21 protein-coding genes and 1 tRNA gene are annotated in these 20,198 nt (G+C 64.3%); 10 read left to right on the plus strand and 12 right to left on the minus strand.

Annotated elements, in window-relative coordinates:
• Window positions 1–156 precede the first annotated feature (156 nt).
• Window positions 157–714 carry a SecDF P1 head subdomain-containing protein gene (locus HV753_RS24480; RefSeq protein WP_175177175.1) on the plus strand — a complete coding sequence of 186 codons (558 nt, stop codon included), beginning with the start codon at window positions 157–159 and terminating at the stop codon, window positions 712–714.
• 143 nt (window positions 715–857) lie between these two features.
• On the opposite strand, the gene HV753_RS24485 is transcribed toward HV753_RS24480, so the two are convergent.
• Window positions 858–1,286: a transcriptional regulator gene (locus HV753_RS24485; protein WP_246288387.1), complete on the minus strand. Its 429-nt coding sequence runs from the start codon at window positions 1,284–1,286 to the stop codon at window positions 858–860.
• Window positions 1,287–1,428: 142 nt separating this feature from the next.
• On the opposite strand from HV753_RS24485, the gene HV753_RS24490 reads away from it, so the two are divergent.
• Window positions 1,429–2,070 carry a response regulator transcription factor gene (locus tag HV753_RS24490; protein ID WP_246288381.1) on the plus strand — a complete coding sequence of 214 codons (642 nt, stop codon included), beginning with the start codon at window positions 1,429–1,431 and terminating at the stop codon, window positions 2,068–2,070.
• On the opposite strand, the gene proB is transcribed toward HV753_RS24490, so the two are convergent.
• From proB to HV753_RS24515, 5 genes are all read right to left on the minus strand, one after another.
• Window positions 2,067–3,203: a glutamate 5-kinase gene (gene proB / locus HV753_RS24495; protein WP_175177178.1), complete on the minus strand. Its 1,137-nt coding sequence runs from the start codon at window positions 3,201–3,203 to the stop codon at window positions 2,067–2,069. The genes HV753_RS24490 and proB overlap by 4 nt on opposite strands.
• 57 nt (window positions 3,204–3,260) lie before the next feature.
• Complete coding sequence (gene obgE / locus HV753_RS24500) at window positions 3,261–4,397, minus strand: GTPase ObgE (protein ID WP_175177179.1); 1,137 nt, start codon at window positions 4,395–4,397, stop codon at window positions 3,261–3,263.
• Between the two features lie 190 nt (window positions 4,398–4,587).
• Complete coding sequence (gene rpmA, locus HV753_RS24505) at window positions 4,588–4,848, minus strand: 50S ribosomal protein L27 (RefSeq protein ID WP_105558808.1); 261 nt, start codon at window positions 4,846–4,848, stop codon at window positions 4,588–4,590.
• Between the two features lie 34 nt (window positions 4,849–4,882).
• Entirely contained in the window at window positions 4,883–5,194 is a 312-nt protein-coding gene (gene rplU / locus HV753_RS24510; RefSeq protein ID WP_006216228.1) for a 50S ribosomal protein L21, read from the minus strand.
• A 307-nt stretch (window positions 5,195–5,501) separates the two neighbouring features.
• Window positions 5,502–6,263, minus strand: coding sequence for an IclR family transcriptional regulator (locus HV753_RS24515; protein ID WP_175177180.1), 762 nt, complete (start codon window positions 6,261–6,263; stop codon window positions 5,502–5,504).
• A 115-nt stretch (window positions 6,264–6,378) separates the two neighbouring features.
• Here HV753_RS24515 and HV753_RS24520 point away from each other — a divergent pair, with 115 nt between their 5' ends.
• The 4 genes from HV753_RS24520 (at window position 6,379) to HV753_RS24535 (ending at window position 9,653) form a co-directional block, all read left to right on the plus strand.
• Window positions 6,379–7,533, plus strand: coding sequence for a fumarylacetoacetate hydrolase family protein (locus HV753_RS24520; RefSeq protein WP_175177181.1), 1,155 nt, complete (start codon window positions 6,379–6,381; stop codon window positions 7,531–7,533).
• 149 nt (window positions 7,534–7,682) lie between these two features.
• Entirely contained in the window at window positions 7,683–8,648 is a 966-nt protein-coding gene (ispB, locus tag HV753_RS24525) for an octaprenyl diphosphate synthase (RefSeq protein WP_175177182.1), read from the plus strand.
• Between the two features lie 244 nt (window positions 8,649–8,892).
• Window positions 8,893–8,969 (plus strand) — tRNA-Pro (locus tag HV753_RS24530).
• Window positions 8,970–9,227: 258 nt separating this feature from the next.
• Window positions 9,228–9,653, plus strand: a complete 426-nt coding sequence (locus HV753_RS24535) for a DUF1801 domain-containing protein (RefSeq protein WP_175177183.1) — start codon at window positions 9,228–9,230, stop codon at window positions 9,651–9,653.
• 146 nt (window positions 9,654–9,799) lie between these two features.
• Here the strand turns inward: HV753_RS24535 and HV753_RS24540 are convergent, their stop codons facing one another.
• From HV753_RS24540 to HV753_RS24565, 6 genes are all read right to left on the minus strand, one after another.
• On the minus strand, window positions 9,800–11,890 hold the full coding sequence (locus HV753_RS24540; protein ID WP_175177184.1) for a PhoX family protein: 2,091 nt from the start codon (window positions 11,888–11,890) through the stop codon (window positions 9,800–9,802).
• Between the two features lie 182 nt (window positions 11,891–12,072).
• Window positions 12,073–12,462, minus strand: a complete 390-nt coding sequence (locus tag HV753_RS24545) for a SecDF P1 head subdomain-containing protein (protein ID WP_175177185.1) — start codon at window positions 12,460–12,462, stop codon at window positions 12,073–12,075.
• Between the two features lie 62 nt (window positions 12,463–12,524).
• Entirely contained in the window at window positions 12,525–13,979 is a 1,455-nt protein-coding gene (locus HV753_RS24550) for a caspase family protein (RefSeq protein ID WP_175177186.1), read from the minus strand.
• Entirely contained in the window at window positions 13,976–14,584 is a 609-nt protein-coding gene (locus HV753_RS24555) for an anti-sigma factor family protein (RefSeq protein ID WP_175177187.1), read from the minus strand. The genes HV753_RS24550 and HV753_RS24555 overlap by 4 nt, the downstream gene beginning before the upstream one ends.
• Before the next feature lie 2 nt (window positions 14,585–14,586).
• Window positions 14,587–15,252 (minus strand): RNA polymerase sigma factor, encoded by a 666-nt coding sequence (locus HV753_RS24560; protein ID WP_175177188.1) that lies wholly within the window; start codon window positions 15,250–15,252, stop codon window positions 14,587–14,589.
• 112 nt (window positions 15,253–15,364) lie between these two features.
• On the minus strand, window positions 15,365–15,955 hold the full coding sequence (locus tag HV753_RS24565) for a hypothetical protein (protein WP_175177189.1): 591 nt from the start codon (window positions 15,953–15,955) through the stop codon (window positions 15,365–15,367).
• A gap of 177 nt (window positions 15,956–16,132) precedes the next feature.
• Between HV753_RS24565 and HV753_RS24570 the strand changes: the two genes are divergently transcribed.
• From HV753_RS24570 to HV753_RS24585, 4 genes are all read left to right on the plus strand, one after another.
• Entirely contained in the window at window positions 16,133–16,603 is a 471-nt protein-coding gene (locus HV753_RS24570; RefSeq protein ID WP_175177190.1) for a hypothetical protein, read from the plus strand.
• A 153-nt stretch (window positions 16,604–16,756) separates the two neighbouring features.
• Window positions 16,757–17,695 (plus strand): hypothetical protein, encoded by a 939-nt coding sequence (locus HV753_RS24575; RefSeq protein WP_246288388.1) that lies wholly within the window; start codon window positions 16,757–16,759, stop codon window positions 17,693–17,695.
• 1 nt (window position 17,696) lies between these two features.
• Window positions 17,697–19,301, plus strand: coding sequence for a hypothetical protein (locus tag HV753_RS24580; RefSeq protein WP_175177191.1), 1,605 nt, complete (start codon window positions 17,697–17,699; stop codon window positions 19,299–19,301).
• The gene (locus tag HV753_RS24585; RefSeq protein ID WP_246288382.1) at window positions 19,276–20,187 is read left to right on the plus strand and encodes a glycerophosphodiester phosphodiesterase; all 912 of its coding nucleotides are present in this window, start codon (window positions 19,276–19,278) and stop codon (window positions 20,185–20,187) included. Before HV753_RS24580 ends, HV753_RS24585 begins: the two co-directional genes overlap by 26 nt.
• Window positions 20,188–20,198 lie beyond the last annotated feature (11 nt).

Here is a 20,198-nt window from a genome sequence, read left to right on the forward strand (position 1 = left end):
CCTGAGAGGTGACATCTGACAAGGGCTGGTATTACTGCTTTACATTTGGATTCAGTCTGCGGCGACAGTGTCATTCAGGTTCGGTACACTTTTTCAATGAAACGCCCGGCGGGCAATCGCGTCGCCGGGCTCAGTCCACTTAAGAAGGAATCGAGCATGCAACTGACCCTACGCAAATTGGCGCCCGCTTTGATTGTTGTGACGTTGGCGCTGGCAGGTTGCAAGACCGCCCCGACGAAGCCGTCTGGTGCCGCGGCCACGCCCGACGCCGGTCAACAGACAACCCAGCCGACCGCAGGCGCGTCGGTGGACTTCTACTTGGCGCAGCAGCAAGCGGCGCCGGGCCTGCGCGAAATCTCCTTGCCTGACGGCAAGCTCTACATGCAGGAAGTGCCGGTGCTGACGCGCGCGGACCTGACCGACGCCGCCGCGTTGGTGGATCGTCAAGGTCAGAACTTCGTGGGTTTGCGCTTCTCGGAATCCGGTGCGCGCAAGTTGACCGAAGTGAGCACCAAGAATATCGGCAGCCGTCTGGCGTTGGTGATCGACCATGAACTGGTCGCAGCCCCCAGCATCGCTGAACCGCTGAATCGTGGCGTGCTGGCCTTTGGTGTGGCATCGGCTCAAGCCGCATCCGAAATCGCCGCCAAGATCCGTGGCGATGCAGCACCCGCCCCGGCTGCTGGCGGCGCCGCACCCGCGCCCAAGCCCTGATTTACGCGCGGGCAGATCGCCCGCCGCTAGCTGTACGCAAATATCCGCATCGAACGATGCGGATATTTTTTTGCCCGCCTGTCGCGGGGAATCAAGAATCAGGAATCAGGAATCAGGAAAAGGGCAGGACGGCCCGGCTGGAATCAGCCGATCTTGCGGCCGCGCGGCTTCACGGTGCGGCGAGCTTGCGCCATTTCAATGAAGGTCTTTGTCAGGGCTTCAAGCATCGCGCGGTCTTCGGCCGATAGTCCGTCGAACTGCGAAGGCGCGATATTGGGGTAGGGCCAAGGCGCTTGCGGACGGGCGCGCTTGGCCAGGCGGGGCATCGTTTCGGCAACGCCCAAAGACGGAATCGTGTCAGACAAGTCGTAGCCTTCCATGGGCAATTCCATGGGGCCTTTGCCGGTTTCGAGCCATTCGGGCTCGATTTTCAGAATCTGCGCCAACTTGCGTACGGATCGGCTGGAGTGGCGAAGCCCGCTTTCGTAACTGGCGATTGCACTTTGCGATATTCGCGCCAGACGCGCGAGCGTCTTCTGCGTGTGGCCACGCAGAAGACGGGCTTGCTTCAATCGGTCTGAAAATGTCTTCACGAGTCGATTGAAGCTTGCTCATGATTTACTTTGGTGGTTATAAGCATTACTTGAGTGATAGTCCGGGAGGTGCGATCGCATGCAGGAACGGGGCACTGTGTTCGTCGTGCAACTTGATGAAATGACGAACAGTAATTTTGTCGCTGCCTTGCGTGAACTCCAATGGCAAGTCAGCGAATGCGAGTCGCCGGGCGAACTCCTGGGTCGCCTGCGGACGCAGGATGTCGACGCAATGGTGCTGCGGGGCAAGGGGCGCCAGGTGCCGCAATTGATCGCGGCACTGCGTCGCGCCGCGCCGGATGCGGCGGTGGTATGGCAGGCGCCTGCGGCGACGGCGCGCGAACGGGCAGATGCCTTCGATGCCGGGGTGGATGCCTATAGCGCCGTGCGCATGGGGGCGTTGGAATGGGATGCGTTGCTGCGGAATGTGCGCCGGCGGATGCTGCCCCCGGCAACGGACGGGCCAGCATGGCGGGTGCTCGCGCAGCAGCGGGTACTGTCGGGGCCCGCGGGGGAATACCTACCGCTGACGGTGACCGAGTGTGCTTTTTTTATCCGCTTGCTCAATGCGCCCGGCCAATGCTTGCGGCGCGAACGCTTCTTCCCGAGCAATCCGCAGGAGGGGGCGCGTAGCGTGGATGTGTTGGTGTCGCGGCTGCGCAGCAAGGCTCGCCGCTTTGATATTGAACTGCCGATATTGGCCGTGCGCGGGTGGGGCTACATACTTTTGCAGCATCACCCGGCCATGGCAGAGCAGAGCTAGAGCACGACCAGGTTGTCCCGATGCATCAGCTCGGGCTCGGTCATGCTGCCCAGGATACGGGCTATCTGGGACGACGGCTGGCGCAGGATGCGCCGCGTGTCCACCGACGAATAGTTGATCAGGCCGCGGGCGCATTCGCGTCCCTGGCTGTCCACGCAGGCCACGACGTCGCCGCGGCCGAATTCACCTTCCACTTCCGTCACGCCAATGGGCAACAAGCTTTTGCCTTCGCGCAGCAGTGCCTGCACGGCGCCGTCATCCAGCACGACGCGCCCGCGCAGGCGCAGGTGGTCGGCCAGCCATTGCTTGCGGGCGGACCATACGGGCAGCACGGCGCGCAATTCGCTGCCAATGCACTCGCCCTGGGCCAGGCGTGTCAGTACATTGCGTTCGTGGCCCGAGGCAATGACGGTGTGCGCGCCGCTGTGCGCCGCGCGCTTGGCCGCCAACACCTTGGTCAGCATGCCGCCCGTGCCGATGCCGCTGCCCGCGCCGCCGGCCATGGCTTCCAGTGCCGGGTCGCCCGCTTGTGCGTGCGACATGAACTTGGCTTCGGGGTTCTTGCGAGGATCGGAGTCGTACAGGCCACGCTGGTCGGTCAGGATGATCAGCGTGTCGGCTTCGATCAGATTGGTGACAAGCGCGCCCAGGGTGTCGTTGTCGCCCAGGCGGATTTCGTCGGTGACGACCGTGTCGTTTTCGTTCACGATCGGCACCACGCCCAGGCGCAGCAGCGCGAACAGCGTGCTGCGCGCGTTCAGGTAGCGGTGGCGGTCGGCCAGGTCTTCGTGCGTCAGCAGAATCTGCGCGGTGCGCAAGCCGTATTCGGCAAACGCCGCTTCGTAGGCCTGGCACAGGCCCATCTGGCCCACGGCCGCCGCGGCTTGCAATTCGTGCATGACGGACGGGCGCTTGCGCCAGCCCAGCCGCGCCATGCCTTCAGCGATGGCGCCGCTGGAGACCAGCACGATCTGCTTGCCCTGCTTGTGCAGGGCGGCGATCTGCGCGGCCCAGTGCGCGACCGCGGCGCGGTCCAGGCCTCGGCCTTCGTTGGTGACCAGCGACGAGCCGACTTTGGCGACAAGACGCTGGGCGTGGGTGACGACGGATACGGCGGGTGATTCAGCAGACATGATGGAGGCCGGCTGCGGCGCGAAAAAAGGCGTAATCGTAAGGACTGCGATTATGGCTTATTCATCACCGCCGCGCGGCGCGGCCGGCTTGTCGGCGTCTGAACGGGTATCGTCAAAGCGGGGGTCCGGCGCCACATAGGTGCCGTCGGCCTGGTCTTGCGACAGATATTCCTTTTCGCGCTCGGCGTCCAGGTAGTCTTGCAGCGCGTAGAGCAGGTCTTGCGTGCCTTCGCCCGTCAGGCCGGAAATGGCGAACACGGGGCCCTTCCAGTCGTAGAGTTCCAGGAAGCGGCGCTGGGTGTCCTCGGGGTCGGGCACCATGTCCAGCTTGTTCAGGATCAGCCAGCGCGGCTTGGCAGCCAGTTCCGGGTCGTAGCGGCGCAGTTCTTCGACGATGGCGCGTGCGTTGACGACGGCTTGCTCAACCGGATCGGCCTCGGGGTCGGGCGTGGACACATCGACCAGGTGCAGCAGCACGCGGGTGCGTGCCAGATGGCGCAGGAACAAGTGACCCAGGCCGGCGCCTTCGGAGGCGCCTTCGATCAGGCCGGGAATGTCGGCCACGACAAAGCTGCGCGACGGTGACGTGCGTACGACCCCCAGATTGGGGTGCAGCGTGGTGAACGGGTAGTCCGCGATCTTCGGCTTCGCATTCGAGATGCGGGTGATCAGCGTGGACTTGCCGGCGTTCGGCAGGCCCAGCAGGCCGACGTCCGCCAGCACCTTCAATTCCATGCGCAGGTAGCGATGTTCGCCTTCCTTGCCGGGCGTCCATTGGCGGGGCGCGCGGTTCAGGCTGGATTTGAAGTGGATGTTGCCCATGCCGCCCTGGCCGCCCGCAGCCAGCACGACTTTCTGCTCGTGCGTGTCCAGGTCGAACAGGACTTCGCCGGTTTCGGCGTCATGGATGATCGTGCCCACGGGCACGCGCAGGGTGATGTCCGGTGCGGCAGCGCCGTACTGGTCCGAGCCACGGCCGTTTTCGCCGCCCTTGGCGCGATGCAGGCGCGCGTAGCGGAAGTCGATCAGCGTGTTGATGTTGCGATCGGCCACCGCGTAGATGGTGCCGCCGCGTCCGCCGTCGCCGCCGTCCGGGCCGCCTTTGGGGATGAACTTTTCGCGGCGAAAGCTCGCCACGCCATTGCCGCCTTTGCCGGCGACTACTTCAATGGTGGCTTCGTCTACGAATTTCATGGTGTCTGCGCGTGTAGTGGGTAATAGGGCGGCAGCCCGTCAGGCGGGTGCCGCCAGGAGGCAAGGACGAGCTTACTCGTCCTGTTGCCTTAAAACAAAAAAGCCCTGCCGCATGCGACAGGGCTTTTGCCGTTCGAGAACGCGGCGAACCGCGTTACTGACCGAGCGAGTCCGTTGACTCGCTAACCGATTACTCGGCAGCGATGATCGAAACGGTCTGCTTGTTCAATGCGCCCTTGAAGCCGAATTGAACCTTGCCGTCGATCAGAGCGAACAGGGTGTGGTCCTTGCCCATGCCGACGTTCACGCCAGCGTGGAAGCGAGTACCGCGCTGACGCACGATGATCGAACCAGCGGGAATCAATTCACCGCCGAAAGTCTTGACGCCCAGACGCTTTGATTCTGAGTCGCGTCCGTTTCGCGTAGAGCCGCCGCCCTTTTTCTGTGCCATGTTTAGCTCCTGCTAAGTGGTACCGAGTCGCTTCTTAAGCCGTGATGGCTTCGATGCGGATTTCGGTGTAGTTCTGACGGTGGCCCTGACGCTTCTGATAGTGCTTGCGACGGCGCATCTTGAAGATCTTGACCTTGTCGTGGCGGCCTTGCGCAAGAACCGTTGCCTTGACCACAGCGCCGGAGACGAGGGGCGTGCCAACTTTCAGTTGGTCGCCTTCGCCCACGGACAGCACTTGGTCCAGGGTGATTTCTTGCCCAATGTCTGCCGGTATCTGTTCTATCTTGAGTTTTTCGCCAGCGGCAACGCGATACTGCTTGCCACCGGTTTTTACGACCGCGTACATGGGGTGTTCCTTAAATAGGTAAATGGGCTTGTCTGCGCTGCCCGCCCTGCTGGGCGAGATTGCCGCTCTGGGAAAGGCTTCCGGCTGAAGGGAAGGTTTCCTGTTGCCCTATGAACGACCCCTAAGGGCTGCCCAGATGGCTTCAGAGGGTTGACGCAAACACAACCGACGTAATTCGGGCATTGCTGACCGAATCTGGGATATTAGCGCGGGACTTTTGGAAAGTCAAAAAGGGCTTGCAAAGTAAGGGCTTAGGTGTGGCGCGCAGGCTTCAACCGGGCGTCATGGGGGAGTCAGCCCCCCGCTTTCAGCCCGGCGGCGCCACCACGCGCCGGGCAATGGTCTGGGCCACCAGGCGGATGCTTGCCATGATGTCGCGCCGATGCGCGTCGTCCAGCCGATCCGTAGGGATCGACGTGCTGACCGCCACCCGCTTGCCCAAGGGCGTCACGCCAACGTAAGCCGCATAACAGACCAGACCGGTCGCCATTTCTTCCAGATCCTGGCCCAGCCCTGTCTGGCGCACTTGCGCCAGTTCGTGGAAAAGTGCCTCGGGGGTAGCCAGCGTGCGGTCGGTGACGCGCGGCAGCGCCGGGGGAATGCAGGCGGCCAGGGCGTCGGGTTCCAGGCTGGCCAGGAGCACTTTGCCCAAGGCGCAGGCGTGCGCGGGCAGTCGCATGCCCAGGTCCGATACCAGCCGCACCGGGCGGCGGGCGTCTTCTCGGGCCAGATAGACCACGTCGAACCCGTCCAGCACCGCCAGTTGCACCACTTCATTGCAGCGGGCGACGAAGTCGCTGGCGGCATCGTGGAAGGCGGCCTGTAGGCCATCGTGGCGCAGGTAGGTGAAACCCAATGCCATCAATTCGATGCCGACGATGTAGCCGCCATCCTTGCGTTCGATCCAGCGGCGTTGCTCCAGGCAGTCCAGCAGCAGGTAAAGCGTGCTCTTGGCGAGCTTGCAGGCCTGCGCCAGTTCTGCCGCCTTCACGGGGGTGCGTCGGCTGGCGAGCACCCGCAGGATTTCATGCGTGCGCCGGATGGCGGGGACGTCGTATTCGGTGGCCATTGCCGTCTATTTTCCAACATGTTGGAATCGAATTCATAATGTTGGACATGATAAATGAAGTCTCCTAGACTCGTTGCTCCTGATGGAATGCCGGGCATAGAACGTGGAGACAACAATGAACGACAAGAACATACTGCCCAGCGACTTGGCGCGGGCGCTGCTGGTGGGCCGGGTATGGCGGCCTGCGCCGGTCGACGGTCCCAGCGTGGTGGTGGTGCGCCATGGCGAGGTCTTCGACATCACCGCCGTGACGCCCACCGTGTCGGACTTGCTGGACCGTCCTGATCGCGTGGCGCTGGCGCAAAGCGCTGCCGGGGAATCGTTGGGTGACGTGCGCGCCCTGATGGCCGCCACGCTGCAAGGCGATGACGGGCCGCGCCTCTTGGCCCCTTGCGACCTGCAACCCGTCAAGGCGGCCGGCGTGACCTTCGCCATCAGCCTGCTGGAACGCATGATCGAAGAAGAGGCGGGTGGCGACGCCAGCCGCGCGGATGACATCCGGGTGCGGATGCAGGCGCTGATCGGTTCGGACCTGTCGCGCTTGCGTCCCGGCTCGCCAGAGGCCGCAAAGTTGAAGGCCGGGATGGTTGAGCGGGGCCAGTGGTCACAGTACCTGGAAGTGGGCATCGGCCCCGACGCCGAGATCTTCTCCAAGACGCCCGCCATGGCGTCAGTGGGTTTTGGCGCTCAGATCGGCGTACTGCCCGAATCCCAGTGGAACAACCCCGAACCGGAAATCGTGCTGGCGGTGGACAGCCGGGGCGACGTCGTGGGTGCCACCCTGGGCAACGACGTCAACCTGCGCGACATCGAAGGCCGTAGCGCCTTGCTGCTGACCAAGGCTAAGGACAACAACGGGTCTTGTGCCATCGGCCCCTTCATCCGCCTGTTCGACGACAGCTTCAACATGGACAGCGTGCGCCAGGCCGATGTGTCGTTGCGGATCGAAGGCGCGGACGGTTTTCAGCTGGATGGCGTGAGCCACATGCGCGAAATCAGCCGTGATCCCCTGGATCTGGTGCGTCAGGCGTGCGGCGCGCACCACCAGTATCCCGACGGCTTCATGCTGTTCCTGGGCACGATGTTCTCGCCCAGCCAGGACCGCATGGGCCCTGGCACCGGCTTCACGCACAAACTGGGCGATCGCGTCGTGATTGCATCCGAACGCATCGGTGCGCTGGTCAATGAAGTGCGCTTGTCCACCGAAATCGCGCCCTGGACCTTTGGCGTGCGGGCGCTGTACGCCAACCTGGCCAAGCGCGGTCTGTAGAAACGGGCAGATCGGTGGCGTGAGGGGGGGCGGGCGCGCTGTCGGCCCCCCGTAACACCCCGTATAATCGCTGGTCGAATCCCCCGCCGTTGCCGGTGGGCCCAGCGGTAAGAGCCCCCATGCGGCTCGTTTCACTTGTCGGATACGTCTTGAATCTCCCCGCGCTTATTGCCCCCATTGCTGACGATATGAAGGCTGTCGACGCGGTTATCCGCGAGCGGCTGAATTCTGATGTGGTTCTGATCCGCACCATTGGCGACTACATCATTGGCGCGGGCGGCAAGCGCATGCGCCCGGCCATGGTGCTGATGGTGGCGCGCGCCCTGGGCTATGAAGGGACGCATCATCAACTGCTGGCTGCCGTGGTGGAATTCATCCACACGGCCACCTTGCTGCACGATGACGTGGTGGACGAGTCCGACCTGCGCCGTGGCCGCGAGACCGCCAATGCCGTCTTCGGCAACGCCGCCAGCGTGCTGGTGGGCGATTACCTGTATTCCCGTTCGTTCGAGATGATGGTCGAGGCTGACTCGATGCGCATCATGAGCATCCTGTCCGAAGCCACCACGGTGATCGCCGAAGGCGAGGTGCTGCAACTCTTGAACGTGCACGACCCGGACGTGTCGCAAGAGCGTTACCTGCAAGTGGTGCGCTACAAGACCGCCAAACTGTTTGAAGCGGCCGCCCAGGTGGGCGCCGTGCTGGCAGGCGCCACGCCCGAGCAGGAAGCCGCCGCCGCGGCCTATGGCCGCCACGTTGGCACCGCCTTCCAATTGGTGGACGACGTGCTGGACTACAGCGGCGACGCCACCGCGTTGGGCAAGAACGTGGGCGATGACCTGCGCGAAGGCAAGCCGACCTTGCCATTGATCCGCGTGATGGAAGTGGGCACCCCGGAACAGCAGCAACTGATCCGCGACGCCATCAAGACCGGCGACGCCGACTTCGCCGCCGTGGCCGCCGCCATCCAGGCGACGGACGCGCTGGAACACGCCCGCCAAGCCGCTGTGGCTGAAGCCGATCGTGCCCGCGAAGCCCTGTCCGGTTACCCCGTTTCGCCTTTCCTGAATTCTCTGCTAGAATTCTGCGCTTTCGCGGTGAATAGAGATCGCTGAGCGGAAAACCTCAAGTTGGTTTTGAGAAGATGGGTTGAAAAATCCGGGGGTTAAAACCCTGGGATTAAAAACCAACCCCGGGACTAAAAGCCCGATTTTCAAAAAAACTGAATTTAGGTTCTAATAGCGGTCGCTGTTGATCAGCGAAGATGTTTGGTTGCACTGAGCGTAGCCGAGCAAGTAAGTGGAGCAGCAATGTTCCAGATAGTGAGGGCCTTGCTAGGAAAGAAGGCTCAATAAGACTCGGGGCGTAGCTCAGCCTGGTAGAGTACTGCGTTCGGGACGCAGGAGTCGGAGGTTCGAATCCTCTCGCCCCGACCACTTGATGTGGTCGAATTTTTGAAAGTGTTTCCCGACACTTTTAGCTAGAAGCCGGTATCGCGCAAGCGGGCCGGCTTTTTTGCGTTTGGGCTCGTGGAATGCACGGCATCCATGAGCTGTCGCCAGGCATGCAGTCACTCGTTCAGGCAGCACGAAGCGTCCGCGGCTTTTCTTGTATGAGCGTGCGAAGTTTGCGGCGCTTGGCGGTCAGGAAGACTTGGTTTATTTTCGTACCCTCTTCCTTACCGGAGCCATGCCATGGCTGAAAAGAAGACCGATGCCAAACCAGCGCTGCTGTCTGGCGGCAATCCGCAAATTCCGAAAGGGGAAGGCGATGGTCCTGTGCAGGCCTATATCGCGGCGATGCCAGGCTGGAAACGGGATTTAGGCCAGCGCCTGGATGCGCTTGTCGTGCAGGCGGTTCCCAATGTGCACAAGGCCGTCAAATGGAATTCGCCGCTGTACGGGCTGGAAGGCGAGGGCTGGTTTCTTAGCCTGCATTGCTTCACCAAGTACGTCAAAGTCGCGTTCTTCCGTGGCTTGTCGTTGCAGCCCGTGCCGCCCGGAGCGTCCAAGAGCCAGGACACACGCTATCTGGATATTCGCGAAGACGATGTGCTGGACGAGGCGCAATTCAGCGATTGGGTCAGGCAGGCCAGTAAATTGCCGGGTGAGCGGATGTGACCCGTGACGAAAAAAGCCACCTTGTGAACTGACCCCAAGGTTGGAACGTTGTCCAACTTCTTGGGGTGAGTTCATTGCGGTGGCTTTTCCCTGTTTTGCACGAGCCGCAGCGATTCAATACCGACTGCCAGCTCAATCAAATCCGATCAAACGCCGATCGGCCCGCCGTCCGCACGTTGGATTACCACCGTTGACGAGCGCGGGCGCACGGTGCCCGTGGCCGAGGTCGTTGCGTCATCCGTGCCGTATGCCGGCCAGTTCACCGGGTGCTGGATGTTCAGGAAGATGCTGGTGTAGTCCGGCGTGAATGCGAAGCCCGTGACTTCGGCCTCGTTGGGGCCGACGAAGAAGCGGCGCAAGTCGGCCTGGTTGGACGCATTGATGGCCGGGCCGGTGCCGGTGCTGTCGGCAAGCGATCCGGGGATCACGGCCAGCATCTGGTCGTTGGTGGCGCGGGCCACGTTGTTGTTGCGGCCGCCGTCGATGCCGTTGTCGGTCTGGATCCACAGGATGCCACGGGTGTCGAAGCCCAGGCCGTCGGGGCTGGCCAGTTGGTTCAGCGTGGTCAGGCCCGAGCGGTTGGTGTCGGCATCGGCGCCGGCATCCGAACCGAAGACAAAGATGTCCCACTCGAATTTCGTCGAGCCAGCTTCGTCGTGCCAGCGGACGATGTGGCCGTTGACGTTGTTCAGGCGCGGGTTCGGCGCGTTGGTGCCGGTGGTGGCGTTGCGGCTGCTGTTGTTCGTCAGCGTCAGGTAGATGTCGCCGTTGGTGGGGTGCGTGGCCGTCCACTCGGGGCGGTCCATCGGGGTGGCGCCCACGAAGTCGGCCGCGCCGCGCGTGTTGATCAGGATGGCGTCCAGGCTGCCGAATTCATCGGCCAGCGTGCGGCCGCCGGTGCCGGTGGTCGTGCCCGTCAGCGCCAGCCATTCACCCGTGCCGTCCGCGTTGAAGCGGGCGACGTACAGCGTGCCACGGTCCAGGTACTTGGCGCCCACCGCCAGGCGGTCGGTGCGTTCCGCGTCCTTCGGATCCCACACGGCTTCGGACACGAAGCGGTAGATGTATTCAAAGCGCGAATCGTCGCCACTGTAGAACGCCAGCGGCTTGCCGGCTTCGGGCTTGCTGTAGGCGCAGCCTTCGTGGGCGAAGCGGCCCATGGCCGTGCGCTTGGTGGCGATGCTGGTGGGGTCGTAGGGATCGATCTCGACCAGGTAGCCGAAACCGTTGACCTCGTTGCGCCAGTCTTGCGTGGCGTCGACGCCGGTTTCGGTGACATTGAAGCGCGCGAATTCACCCAGCACTTCCGAGGGGTCGAGTGCGGCGGTTTCCCATTGGTAGCGTCCGGCGGGGCCGGCGGACACGCCGACGCGGCGCTGGTGCGCCGGGCGCGTGCCGGTGTTCACGAAGCAGGCCGCCCAGTTTTCTTCGGCGGTGATGTAGGTGCCCCACGGCGTGTAGCCATTGCCGCAGTTGTTGTTGGTGCCGCGCACTTGGGCGCCATTGGGCGAGAACGGGGTCTTGACCCAGTCCGTGCCGCCGACGGGCCCGGCCAGTTTCATGGCGGTGGCCGACGTGAAGCGGCGGTTGTAGCGCGAGTTGTTGACGATGGTCCAGCTGCCGTTTTCACGGCGCACGTGCACGATGGCCACGCCGTGGGCGTTGATTTCCTTGCGGACTTCTTCAGCGGGGCGCTTGCCGGCCACGCGGGTCGGGCCATTCGGATGCAGGGCGTTTTCGTCGATGTATTCGTGGTTGATCGCCAGCAGGCCTTCCGTGGAGCTGCCCTCGATGGGGAAGAAGTGCATGCCGTCGTGGTGCATGCCCATGGCGTTGAGCAGATCGTTCGACGAGTTGTTGCCGTTCTGGTCCCACGCCATCGCGTTGTCGTTCAGCGGGGTGCCCCAGGGCGCGAACACATGGGCGACGTAGCCGTTGGGGACCACGCAGCCGTCGGTCATCGACGTGGGCAGGGACTCAAAGCCCAGCTTCAGCGCGGCGGGCGGCTCGACGGGGGTGACGGGCGGGGTGGGCTCCGGGCTGCCGCCGTCCACGATGTCGTCATCGTCATCGCTGCTGTTACAGCCGGCCAGGCCCAGGCTGGTCATCGTGGCGAATGCCGCGGCCAGGCCGCCGCGCATCATCGTGCGGCGCGACAGGTTCTTTTCCAGGATCTCGCTGAATGGGCTGTTCTGGCTGGGATTGCGGACGGTCTTGTCGGAAATGGATTTGCTCATTTGGATTCCTGGCGGGGGGGGCTGTGCCTAGATGGGACGAGCAATGCTAGAAGTCACAAATGAAAGGTTCATGACAGTTGGCTGAATACCGTGGCCAAAACCGCGCGAACATGCAAGAAAAAGGCTGGCGCCGTGGTCACGGCGCCAGCCTGGGGAGTCGGTGGGGGGAGGACCGTGCCGCGCTATTTCGCGGTGTTCTCGTCGTCCACCGTCAGCCCGCCGCTTTTCATGATGCCTTGGGCGATTTCCTCGGCGGACTTGCCTGCAAAGCCGTGTTCGCCCGCCGTGATGCGGAAGCTGTCGCCTTCCAGCGGGCTTTGCAGCGTGGCCGAGGTCAGCAGCACGCCGTTGGATCGCAGCTGTATGCGCTTGCCGACGCGGTCGCGCGTGAAGTCGGCCAAGGCTTTCTGGCTGTCGGGCTTCAATGCCACGTCCACGACGCGCGCGCCGGTTTGAGGATCAGCGCCTGGTGTGGCGCTTGCCGCCTGCAAGGTGACGGTCTCGGCGTGCGCGGCCCAGGGTAGCGATAGGGCGATGACGGCCGCGCAGGCCAGATGCTTGAGAGAGGGCATGGCTGTTTCCTTCGGCTGGGGCGATGCTTCCATCCTAGCCGAAGTGACGTCTGGCGACGAACTCAGGGCTGCCCGGGCGGGCGCACGCCCAGCGCGCGCAACATATCCGGCAGGCCCTGCACCGGCGGCATGCCCGGCAGCGGCATGCCTGGCGGGTTGCGGGCGGCGTCTTGCAGCACGGTGGCCCATTCGCGCGGGTCCAGCGGTTCACCCATGCGCACGCGCAGGTCCAGCAGATCCAGCGCGGCGCGGCGATGACCGGCATCCGCGGCCTGCCGGAACAAGCGTTCGGCCACGGTGTAGTTCTTGGGCACGCCACGTCCCAGGCCGGTCAGTTCGCCCAGATAGGTTTGTGCGGGGGCGAAGTCCTGGTCGGCAGCGCGTTGATACCAGCGGGCCGCGATGTTGTAGTCCTGTTGGACGTGTTCGCCGTTTTCTGCGATCAGGCCCAGCGTGGTCATGGCCACGACATCGCCTGCCTTGGCGCGTGCTTGCAATGAAGCCAGGCGGGGCTCGTCCAGATACTGGGCGCCGCGCTCGATCTCGTATTCCCATGCGCTGATGCGGGCCTTGATCAGATCACGGCCCAAGGTCGGCGATGGTCCGCGGTTGGCGCTGGCGCTTGCGCCGCCACCGGGTTTGGCTGCGGTCTGGCCGTCGGCCAAGCTGTTGAAGGTGACGGTGCCGACGAGACTGCTGGCGTAATGCGGAATCTGCCGGTAAGCGGTGGCGATCTGCACGTCGCCCGTCAATTGCTTGAAGAAATTCTCGACCGGCACGGCGCCCTGCAAAGCGTCCAGCGCTTGCGCGAAGTAGAAGGCGTAAGGGCTGTGGCGTGGGCCTTCGTTGCCGAATCCATCTTCGGCGGTGGCGCCTGGCTGCGTGGAAAATGCAATGAGTTCGCCGCCCGCAGGCACCGTATGGACCAGGCCGGCCGAGGCCGCGCCCCGGGTCAGGTTGGTGCGGCAGGCGTCAAGCACCAGCAGGCGGGCGCGAACCTGGGCACGGCGCAGCGCCTGCGACACCCGCGCGAGGCTTAGCGAGCTTTGCTGCGCGATGCGGATGCCGACATCGGCAAGCGGCACGGCAAGCTCGACGCCAAACAGATAGTTCACGTCATCCACCGCCACCGCGTGGCCCGCGAAATACACCAGCGCCAGATCTGAACTGGCGGCGCGCGCGGCAAACTCGTCGACGGCGCTTTCCATCTGCGCGGTGGTCAGGTCCGTCAGCAAGGTGACGTCGAAATCGCGCTTGCGCAGCGACCCTGCGATCAGGCGAGCGTCGTTGACGGGATTGATCAATACGTTGGCGGCGACGGCGTAGCGGGCGTTGCCGATGACCAGTGCATGGCGGCGCTTCGCGGGAACCGGCGCCGGAGCCGGTGCGTGCACTGCCGGGTTGGCAATGCCGGCGGCGTGTCCGCCCAGCAGGCTGGCGCCAAGCAACGCGGTCAACAGGCGCCGGCGGTTCCCGGAGGGTTCGGCAGCGTTCAGCATGGTTGCGGCGTTCTTCATGGCCGGAGGCAAGCGCCAGGCGTGGCGGGCACGGCGGACAGCGCGCCCAGCGCGGTGGCGGCATCGCGCAACGAAGACTCGCGCGGCGCGGCGAGCAGGAAGCGCCCATCCTCAGTCGGGCCCGCCACGATGGACACCGCGTATTGCGACAAGGTATTGCGCAATTGCTTGGCGGTGACGGTATCGGGCAGGTCCACCATCAGGCGCGGGCACGCACCGCCACCCCGAGTCAGCACGCCGTCCGACACCAGAACGTCGCGCGGCGCCTGCATCACGACGACGACGGACAACATGATGGCCAACGCCCAACCCAACGGCATCAAGGGGCTGACGGGCGTGGGCCACAGCTTTTGCCAGAGCCGGCGGCCGGCTGATTGGGGCGCGGCGGCGGCCGCGGGGCGTTCTGCCAGCGCCCGCAGAAAGGCAGTGTCGCGGTCGGCCTGGCCGATATCGTTGTGGGCCAGCTGGCGCGCTTGTGCCAGCGCGCGCCATTCGTCGACCTCGGCCCGCAGCGCGGGATCGCGTGCCAGATCGGCCTCGAAGGCGCGGCGGGCATCGGGGTCGAGCTCGCCCGACAAGTAGGACAGCACTCGGTCTTCAGACATGGTCAGTCCATTCCTTTGCGCGTGCATTCGGTCACCAGCTTGCGTGCGGCGTGCAGGCGGCTTTTGACGGTGGGCACGTGCAGGTCCTGCTGTTTCGCGATCTGTTCCATCGGCATTTCGTCCAGGTACAGGAACATCGTGGTGCGCAGGGTGTCGCTAAGTTTGTTCAGGCAGTCGCGCATGCGCTTGACGAGCGACAGGTGCTCGTAGGCTTGTGCGGGGTCGGCGAACGGTGAAGGGTCGCCCAGGTCCGCGGATTCATCGAACACGCTGTCGGGCGGCTGGCCGTCGTCGTCGGGCTCGGTCCATTGCACTTCATGCCGGGTGCGGCGATGCGCCTGAATCAGCTCGTGCAGCGAACCCCGGTAGAGATAGCCCCCCAGCTTGCTCAGCGCCAGTTCATGCGCGGCCCAGCCGCCCGCAGGCTGGCCGTGCTGGAAGCCTTCGTCACGGAACGAGCGTGTTTGCAGGAACTTCATCAGGGCATTGTTGAAAGCATCCACCACGCCTTCGGGCGAGGTGTTGAAGAACTTCTTGCGCAGCTTCAGCGTGATGTGCTGCTCGGCCTTGTTGCGGAAGTCCAGTGCGTAGCGGGGGTCGGCATGCATGATGCGCAGCAGCGCGTCGACGTTGTTGATGACGTAGCGCTTGGGGTCGAGCGTGTTCATGGTTCAGATTCTTGTTGTCGAACTGAACGCAGAACGTCAGCCCATCGGCGGATCGGTGCCGGCGCCCTCCGGGGCGAGGGCAGCGGCACCTTAGCCGCGCACGAGGGGAAAATCAAGCGCGGCGCCGCAGCACGGCAATGCCGCGAATGGTGAAACCCGCCACGATGGCCAATGACAGATAGAAGCCGAAGCCGAAGCTCAGGTTGTTCCAGATCGTCTGTGCCATGTCCTGCGCCATGTTGCGGCTGGCGCGCGAATTGCCCAGGAAGCCGGCCAATTGACGGCTGGCGTTCATCAGCTCGCGCACTTCGGAGGCAACGCCGGCCAGCGTCACGCCCCACAGCGCCAGCGGCAGGAAGTAGGCGAACGTCATCAGGCGGCGGGGGAGCACGGCGGGGAACAGGGACGGCAGCAACGGGCCGACGACGGCCAGCAGCCACAGCAGCGCATAGATGCCGGCGCCCTGGTTCTGCGCGCCCTGAAGGTCGCCGCCGTTCTGCATGCGAAGCAGATCGTAGAAGGTGAGGCTGGCGTGCGAGCCCATCAGGCGCACGGTGATCACCGAGAACACGGTGGTGGCCAGCAGGAACAGCAGCGCACCCACGGCATCGCCTCGATTGACGCGGGTGGCGGCGGTGGCGGCCCAGCGGCCACCGTGAGTCTTGGCCAGCGTCAACACTTCGCGCAGCGCATTTCCTTGCATGGGTCTTCCTTTTCAGTGGGCGCAAGCGGATGCCTGCATGGATCGCTATGCATGGGCGAGGAAAAGGTTCGGTTTTTTTTTGCGGAAAATTTTTCAAACTTTTCCGGGCCAACGGCGTAGCGATGAGCAAGGGCGCGGATTTTCCCGCCGCCATCCATTCCAACGGAGAGTCGAATCATGTCCAACCCCACCGCGCTTGCCAGCCTTTACCAACGTGTCGTCCAGGAAGAAACGGGCCTGGTCGCCCGCGTGGACGAAGATGGCGACGTGCTGTTCCGCCATCCCGACCTGGGCACCATGTTCTTCAGCCTGGTCGACACGGACCCGGAATTCCTGCGCCTGGTCTACCCGAGCTTCGTCGACGCGGATGAACTGGGCCTGACCCGCCAGCAACTGCTGGAAGTGATCAACGTCGTCAATCATCGCTGCAAGGCCGTGAAACTGAGCTTGCAACAGGGCAACGGCGCCGCGGCCGGCCGCGTATCGGCGGCGGTCGAAAGCTTTGTCGCGGCACCCGACACGCTGCCCGATGAGGCGCTGCTGCGTGCCATCGTGGCACGTTGCGTGTCGGCGATCCGCCATGGTGCAAGCCAGGTCGTGGCGATCGCGATCGAGCTCAAGCAAGGCAACGCCGAAGCGACGAACTAAGAGGGCTTCCCGCGCGGCGGAATTGAAACAGGCCTGTCCCTGTGCTGTAACTTTGAGATACATTGCAGGGCTTTGCCGGAACCTCCGCCTTGCCGCCCCATGACATCCCACCCGTGATCGCGCTTGGTGGCGGCCGGGTTTCCCGTGACTACGATGATTTCGATGCGCCTGCGCCACCTTTGTCCCCTGACCCTACGTTTGCTGACCGTGTTGTTTCTGCTGGGAGGGTTGAGCGCGTGCGCCGTTAAGACCAATTCTCGGGGCGGCTACACCTACGGCGTGGACACCGCGGCCTTGTTTGGCACCGAGATTGGCCAGTTCGCGCTGCAAAGCGGCGGCGAAGGCACGTTGCGCCGCGAAGGCACGAAATTCTCGGTCAAGCTGTCGGGCAACCAACGTGTGATTCCGTTGAACAACGTGGATGCCGCCCGCATCGCGCGTAGCGAATACGTGGGGGCACGAACCGTGGTGGTCATCGAGACGCAGCGGCGCAATTGCGACTATCGCTATACCGTGCTGGCGATCGAGGGGTCCGACGTGCTGTCCTGGGACTTGGGCAATTGCCGCGATCGGCCGGCCGTGCTGGTGCAGGACGACCGTAGCGCCATGACCTTCGATTTTCCGAAGGGCTCGAACATCGAACGCTTTGTCTACACGCAGGACGGCCGCATGCGTCGTGGCGATGTGAAGACAGTGGCGGGCTTGAATCCGCGCGCCAAGCCCTTTGCCGACGAATCCCTGTATCCGCCCGGATATCTGGACGCGCTGCGCCAGCATGGCGTCTTTCCGCCGCCGGCCGCTTCGGCGGCGCCAGCGGGCAAGGGCGGCAAGTCCGGTAAACCCGCCCGACCCGCCAAGCCAGCCAAACCCGCAAGTCCCGGCACGCCAGATGCGCCCGCGCGGCAAACGCCTGCGGACACCCAGACGGCGGGCCGCGTGGTGCCCCCGCCACCGCAGCGGGTGCCTGGCAGCGACGCGCCTGCCTCCACCGCCAGCGCCACCCCTCGCACGGGAGGCGCATCACGGGTGCCGGCCAAGCTGGACCTGCCTGACGAGGAAATCACCTCGACCCGCCTTGACCTGAGAGATTGACGTGCGGCAAGCCCAGATTCGCCAGATTCTTTTCCTGATCGTCCTGACGGTCATCTATCTCAGCTTCGAGCTGGGATTCAACGCGCGCCTGCTCGATGTCGTGGGCAGCCGCGCCACGCCGCACGACATTGAAGAACTGGAGTTCTTCGGCCGCACGCTGTCCGGCATTGCCGCCGCGCTGGTGGTCCTGCAATTGCTGCTGACGCGGCGCCTGCGCACGGGCGGCCAGCCGTCGGTCCTGAAGATCGCGCTAGCCTGCGGCCTGACCGCGCTGCTGGTGTTCGGCGCGATCAAGCTGATCGTGAATGTATTGGTGGACACGCGCGACGGTGATTTCCGCCGCATCGCCGCCAACGCCGGCCTGTTGCAGCGGTCTTTGGTGCAGGGCGATCTGCATCTGGACGGCTTGGTCGACGACGAGGTCTATGCCCGCCCCGAGGGCAAGGCATTCCTGGCCGTGTTCCAGGTGCTGCTGTCCAACATCGAAAACCTGGACGAAAAGGTCGAACCCAAGAAACGCCAAGTGATCCGCACGGACCTGCAACGGCAGATGAAGACCTTCACCGTTGATGGGCACGACGTCCGGATGACGGCGCCCGGCATCCGCGGCTATCACCAGGTCTACACCAGCGTGATGCAGTCCGTCGCCAGCCGTTGGAAGCAATACGCGGGCGTGCCGGTGGCGTCCGACATCGGCCTGGGGCGTGAGCAGGATCGCGCCTGGAGCGACTACCGCAGGAACCTGTCCAAGCGTGGCTGGACGCCCGAGAACGTGCCCGCCCGCTACCAGGACCGCGTGGTGCGTGACGTGCGCAAACGCATTCCCGTGCCCGGGGATTGGCAGCCGCATGATCGGGCCACCTTCAATGAGGCGGTTGCGCAGCAATATTGGAAGACCATGCGCAGCCGCACCGTGCATGTGGAAGGCGATGCGATTCCGCCGGGGCTGTCGTATGAGGACTTCGTGGCGCGTCCGGGCGTGCAGAGGCTATTGCGGCAGACCTTGATGGTGCCGGCCAGCATGAGCGTGGCGTCCAATTACACCGACCCGGCCAGCTTCAAGCGGCTCTACGACGGCATGCTGGATCGCGCCGTGGACGAGGCCATGCCGCGCTTTTCCGCCACCAGTACGGACTTCGGGCGCGGAGGCCAGCACTACAAGCTGGGCCAGGACGCCGCGCGGGCGGCGATCGTTCCGCCGGTGGCGTTGCTGTTTTCGCTGCTGGGCGCGGTCGGCCACTTTGCCAAGCTGCTGTACCTGATCGCCAAGCTGATCGTGTGGCTGCGCACGCCCGCGGGCCAAGAGCCTGGCCGCACCGCGACGCGCGCCGCCGGGCTGGCGCTGGTACTGACGCTGGTGTGCGTATGGACGGCATTTTCCTTCATGCAGAACGGCATTACGCGCAGCGAGTTGTTCCAGCAGATGGCGCGCGCGGACGCGAGCCGCGACGATGAATCGATCGGGCAGGCCTTGCGCCGCCGCGTATTGAGCAATGTGGCGCACGTGGTCGTGGTGGGGCAAGCGTACACCTACCCGTTCAACGAAGCGGTGCGCACGGGCGTGCTGGGCGGCATCAAGTATGGATACCACGGCGATGCGGATTGATCGCAGGGTCGCGGTGGCCCTCATCGCCGCGCTGTCCTGGTCCAACGCGGGCGCCGCCTGCCTGGGCATGCAGATACACGCGCATCGCGGAGCGCCCCAGTTGCCGGAGAATTCGCTGGCGTCGATCAGCGCTGCGTACGCGGGCGGTTGGGACGGGGTTGAGATCGACATGCAGCGTTTGCAGGACGGGCGCTGGGTGCTGCATCACGACCTGCTGACGGGCAGGACGGTGGGTGGGGCCGGGCGCAAGGCGGTGCTGCAACTGAGCAGCGCCGATTGGCGCGGCGCAAAGCTGCTGGGGCAGGGCGGCGGGTCACCGCCGCCATTCCTGGACGACGCGCTGCGGGTCGCGGCCGCGCAGCCCGCCAAGACCTTCAACGCGGAACTGAAGGTGGTTTATCGCGATTGTGAACCGGTCAGAAAGCTGGTCCTGGACATGAAGCGGGCGCTGCCGCACGGCAATTGGATGATGACCTCGGCCTTTCCGGAAGCGTTGCGCTGCGTGCGCCAGTCCGATCCGCAAGGCTATCTGGGGCTGATCGTGTTTGATCCGCGCAATGCCCAAGCCGCTGGCGCGAATCCGCTGAGCCGCTATGTGTCGCAGCGCGCCTCGGCGCCCGTGCTCAACCGGCAATGGCTGGCCAATCTGACGGCCAAGGTGGGGGCGCCTGTCGGCGTGCATGTGGACGCGACCACGCTGGCCGCCAATCCGCAACTGTTGAGCGACGCTGCGAGGCAATCGGTGCGGGTCTTTGTTTACGCGGTGGACGGTGATGCCGCGTTGGCGCAGCAATTGCGTGCCGCGAAACAGCGCGAAGGCTATCTGCCGTCGGGCGTGATCATCGATGGCGATGCTCAGGCGTTCTGCCGGGCGGTCGGGGGGTAAGGGTATGGCGC

The organism is Achromobacter pestifer (assembly GCF_902859625.1).
Lineage (GTDB): Bacteria > Pseudomonadota > Gammaproteobacteria > Burkholderiales > Burkholderiaceae_B > Achromobacter > Achromobacter pestifer.

What these genes read in the sequence shown, in the direction of transcription:
- HV753_RS24585 (WP_246288382.1), top strand. Translation starts at nt 19,276, where the DNA reads ATGGATACCACGGCGATGCGGATTGATCGCAGGGTCGCGGTGGCCCTC.
- HV753_RS24565 (WP_175177189.1), bottom strand. Translation starts at nt 15,955, where the DNA reads ATGCAAGGAAATGCGCTGCGCGAAGTGTTGACGCTGGCCAAGACTCAC.
- HV753_RS24515 (WP_175177180.1), bottom strand. Translation starts at nt 6,263, where the DNA reads ATGGCCACCGAATACGACGTCCCCGCCATCCGGCGCACGCATGAAATC.
- HV753_RS24570 (WP_175177190.1), top strand. Translation starts at nt 16,133, where the DNA reads ATGTCCAACCCCACCGCGCTTGCCAGCCTTTACCAACGTGTCGTCCAG.
- HV753_RS24550 (WP_175177186.1), bottom strand. Translation starts at nt 13,979, where the DNA reads ATGAAGAACGCCGCAACCATGCTGAACGCTGCCGAACCCTCCGGGAAC.
- HV753_RS24490 (WP_246288381.1), top strand. Translation starts at nt 1,429, where the DNA reads ATGACGAACAGTAATTTTGTCGCTGCCTTGCGTGAACTCCAATGGCAA.
- HV753_RS24520 (WP_175177181.1), top strand. Translation starts at nt 6,379, where the DNA reads ATGAACGACAAGAACATACTGCCCAGCGACTTGGCGCGGGCGCTGCTG.
- obgE (WP_175177179.1), bottom strand. Translation starts at nt 4,397, where the DNA reads ATGAAATTCGTAGACGAAGCCACCATTGAAGTAGTCGCCGGCAAAGGC.
- rpmA (WP_105558808.1), bottom strand. Translation starts at nt 4,848, where the DNA reads ATGGCACAGAAAAAGGGCGGCGGCTCTACGCGAAACGGACGCGACTCA.
- HV753_RS24480 (WP_175177175.1), top strand. Translation starts at nt 157, where the DNA reads ATGCAACTGACCCTACGCAAATTGGCGCCCGCTTTGATTGTTGTGACG.
- proB (WP_175177178.1), bottom strand. Translation starts at nt 3,203, where the DNA reads ATGTCTGCTGAATCACCCGCCGTATCCGTCGTCACCCACGCCCAGCGT.
- HV753_RS24555 (WP_175177187.1), bottom strand. Translation starts at nt 14,584, where the DNA reads ATGTCTGAAGACCGAGTGCTGTCCTACTTGTCGGGCGAGCTCGACCCC.
- HV753_RS24535 (WP_175177183.1), top strand. Translation starts at nt 9,228, where the DNA reads ATGGCTGAAAAGAAGACCGATGCCAAACCAGCGCTGCTGTCTGGCGGC.
- HV753_RS24540 (WP_175177184.1), bottom strand. Translation starts at nt 11,890, where the DNA reads ATGAGCAAATCCATTTCCGACAAGACCGTCCGCAATCCCAGCCAGAAC.
- HV753_RS24560 (WP_175177188.1), bottom strand. Translation starts at nt 15,252, where the DNA reads ATGAACACGCTCGACCCCAAGCGCTACGTCATCAACAACGTCGACGCG.
- HV753_RS24575 (WP_246288388.1), top strand. Translation starts at nt 16,757, where the DNA reads ATGATTTCGATGCGCCTGCGCCACCTTTGTCCCCTGACCCTACGTTTG.
- rplU (WP_006216228.1), bottom strand. Translation starts at nt 5,194, where the DNA reads ATGTACGCGGTCGTAAAAACCGGTGGCAAGCAGTATCGCGTTGCCGCT.
- HV753_RS24545 (WP_175177185.1), bottom strand. Translation starts at nt 12,462, where the DNA reads ATGCCCTCTCTCAAGCATCTGGCCTGCGCGGCCGTCATCGCCCTATCG.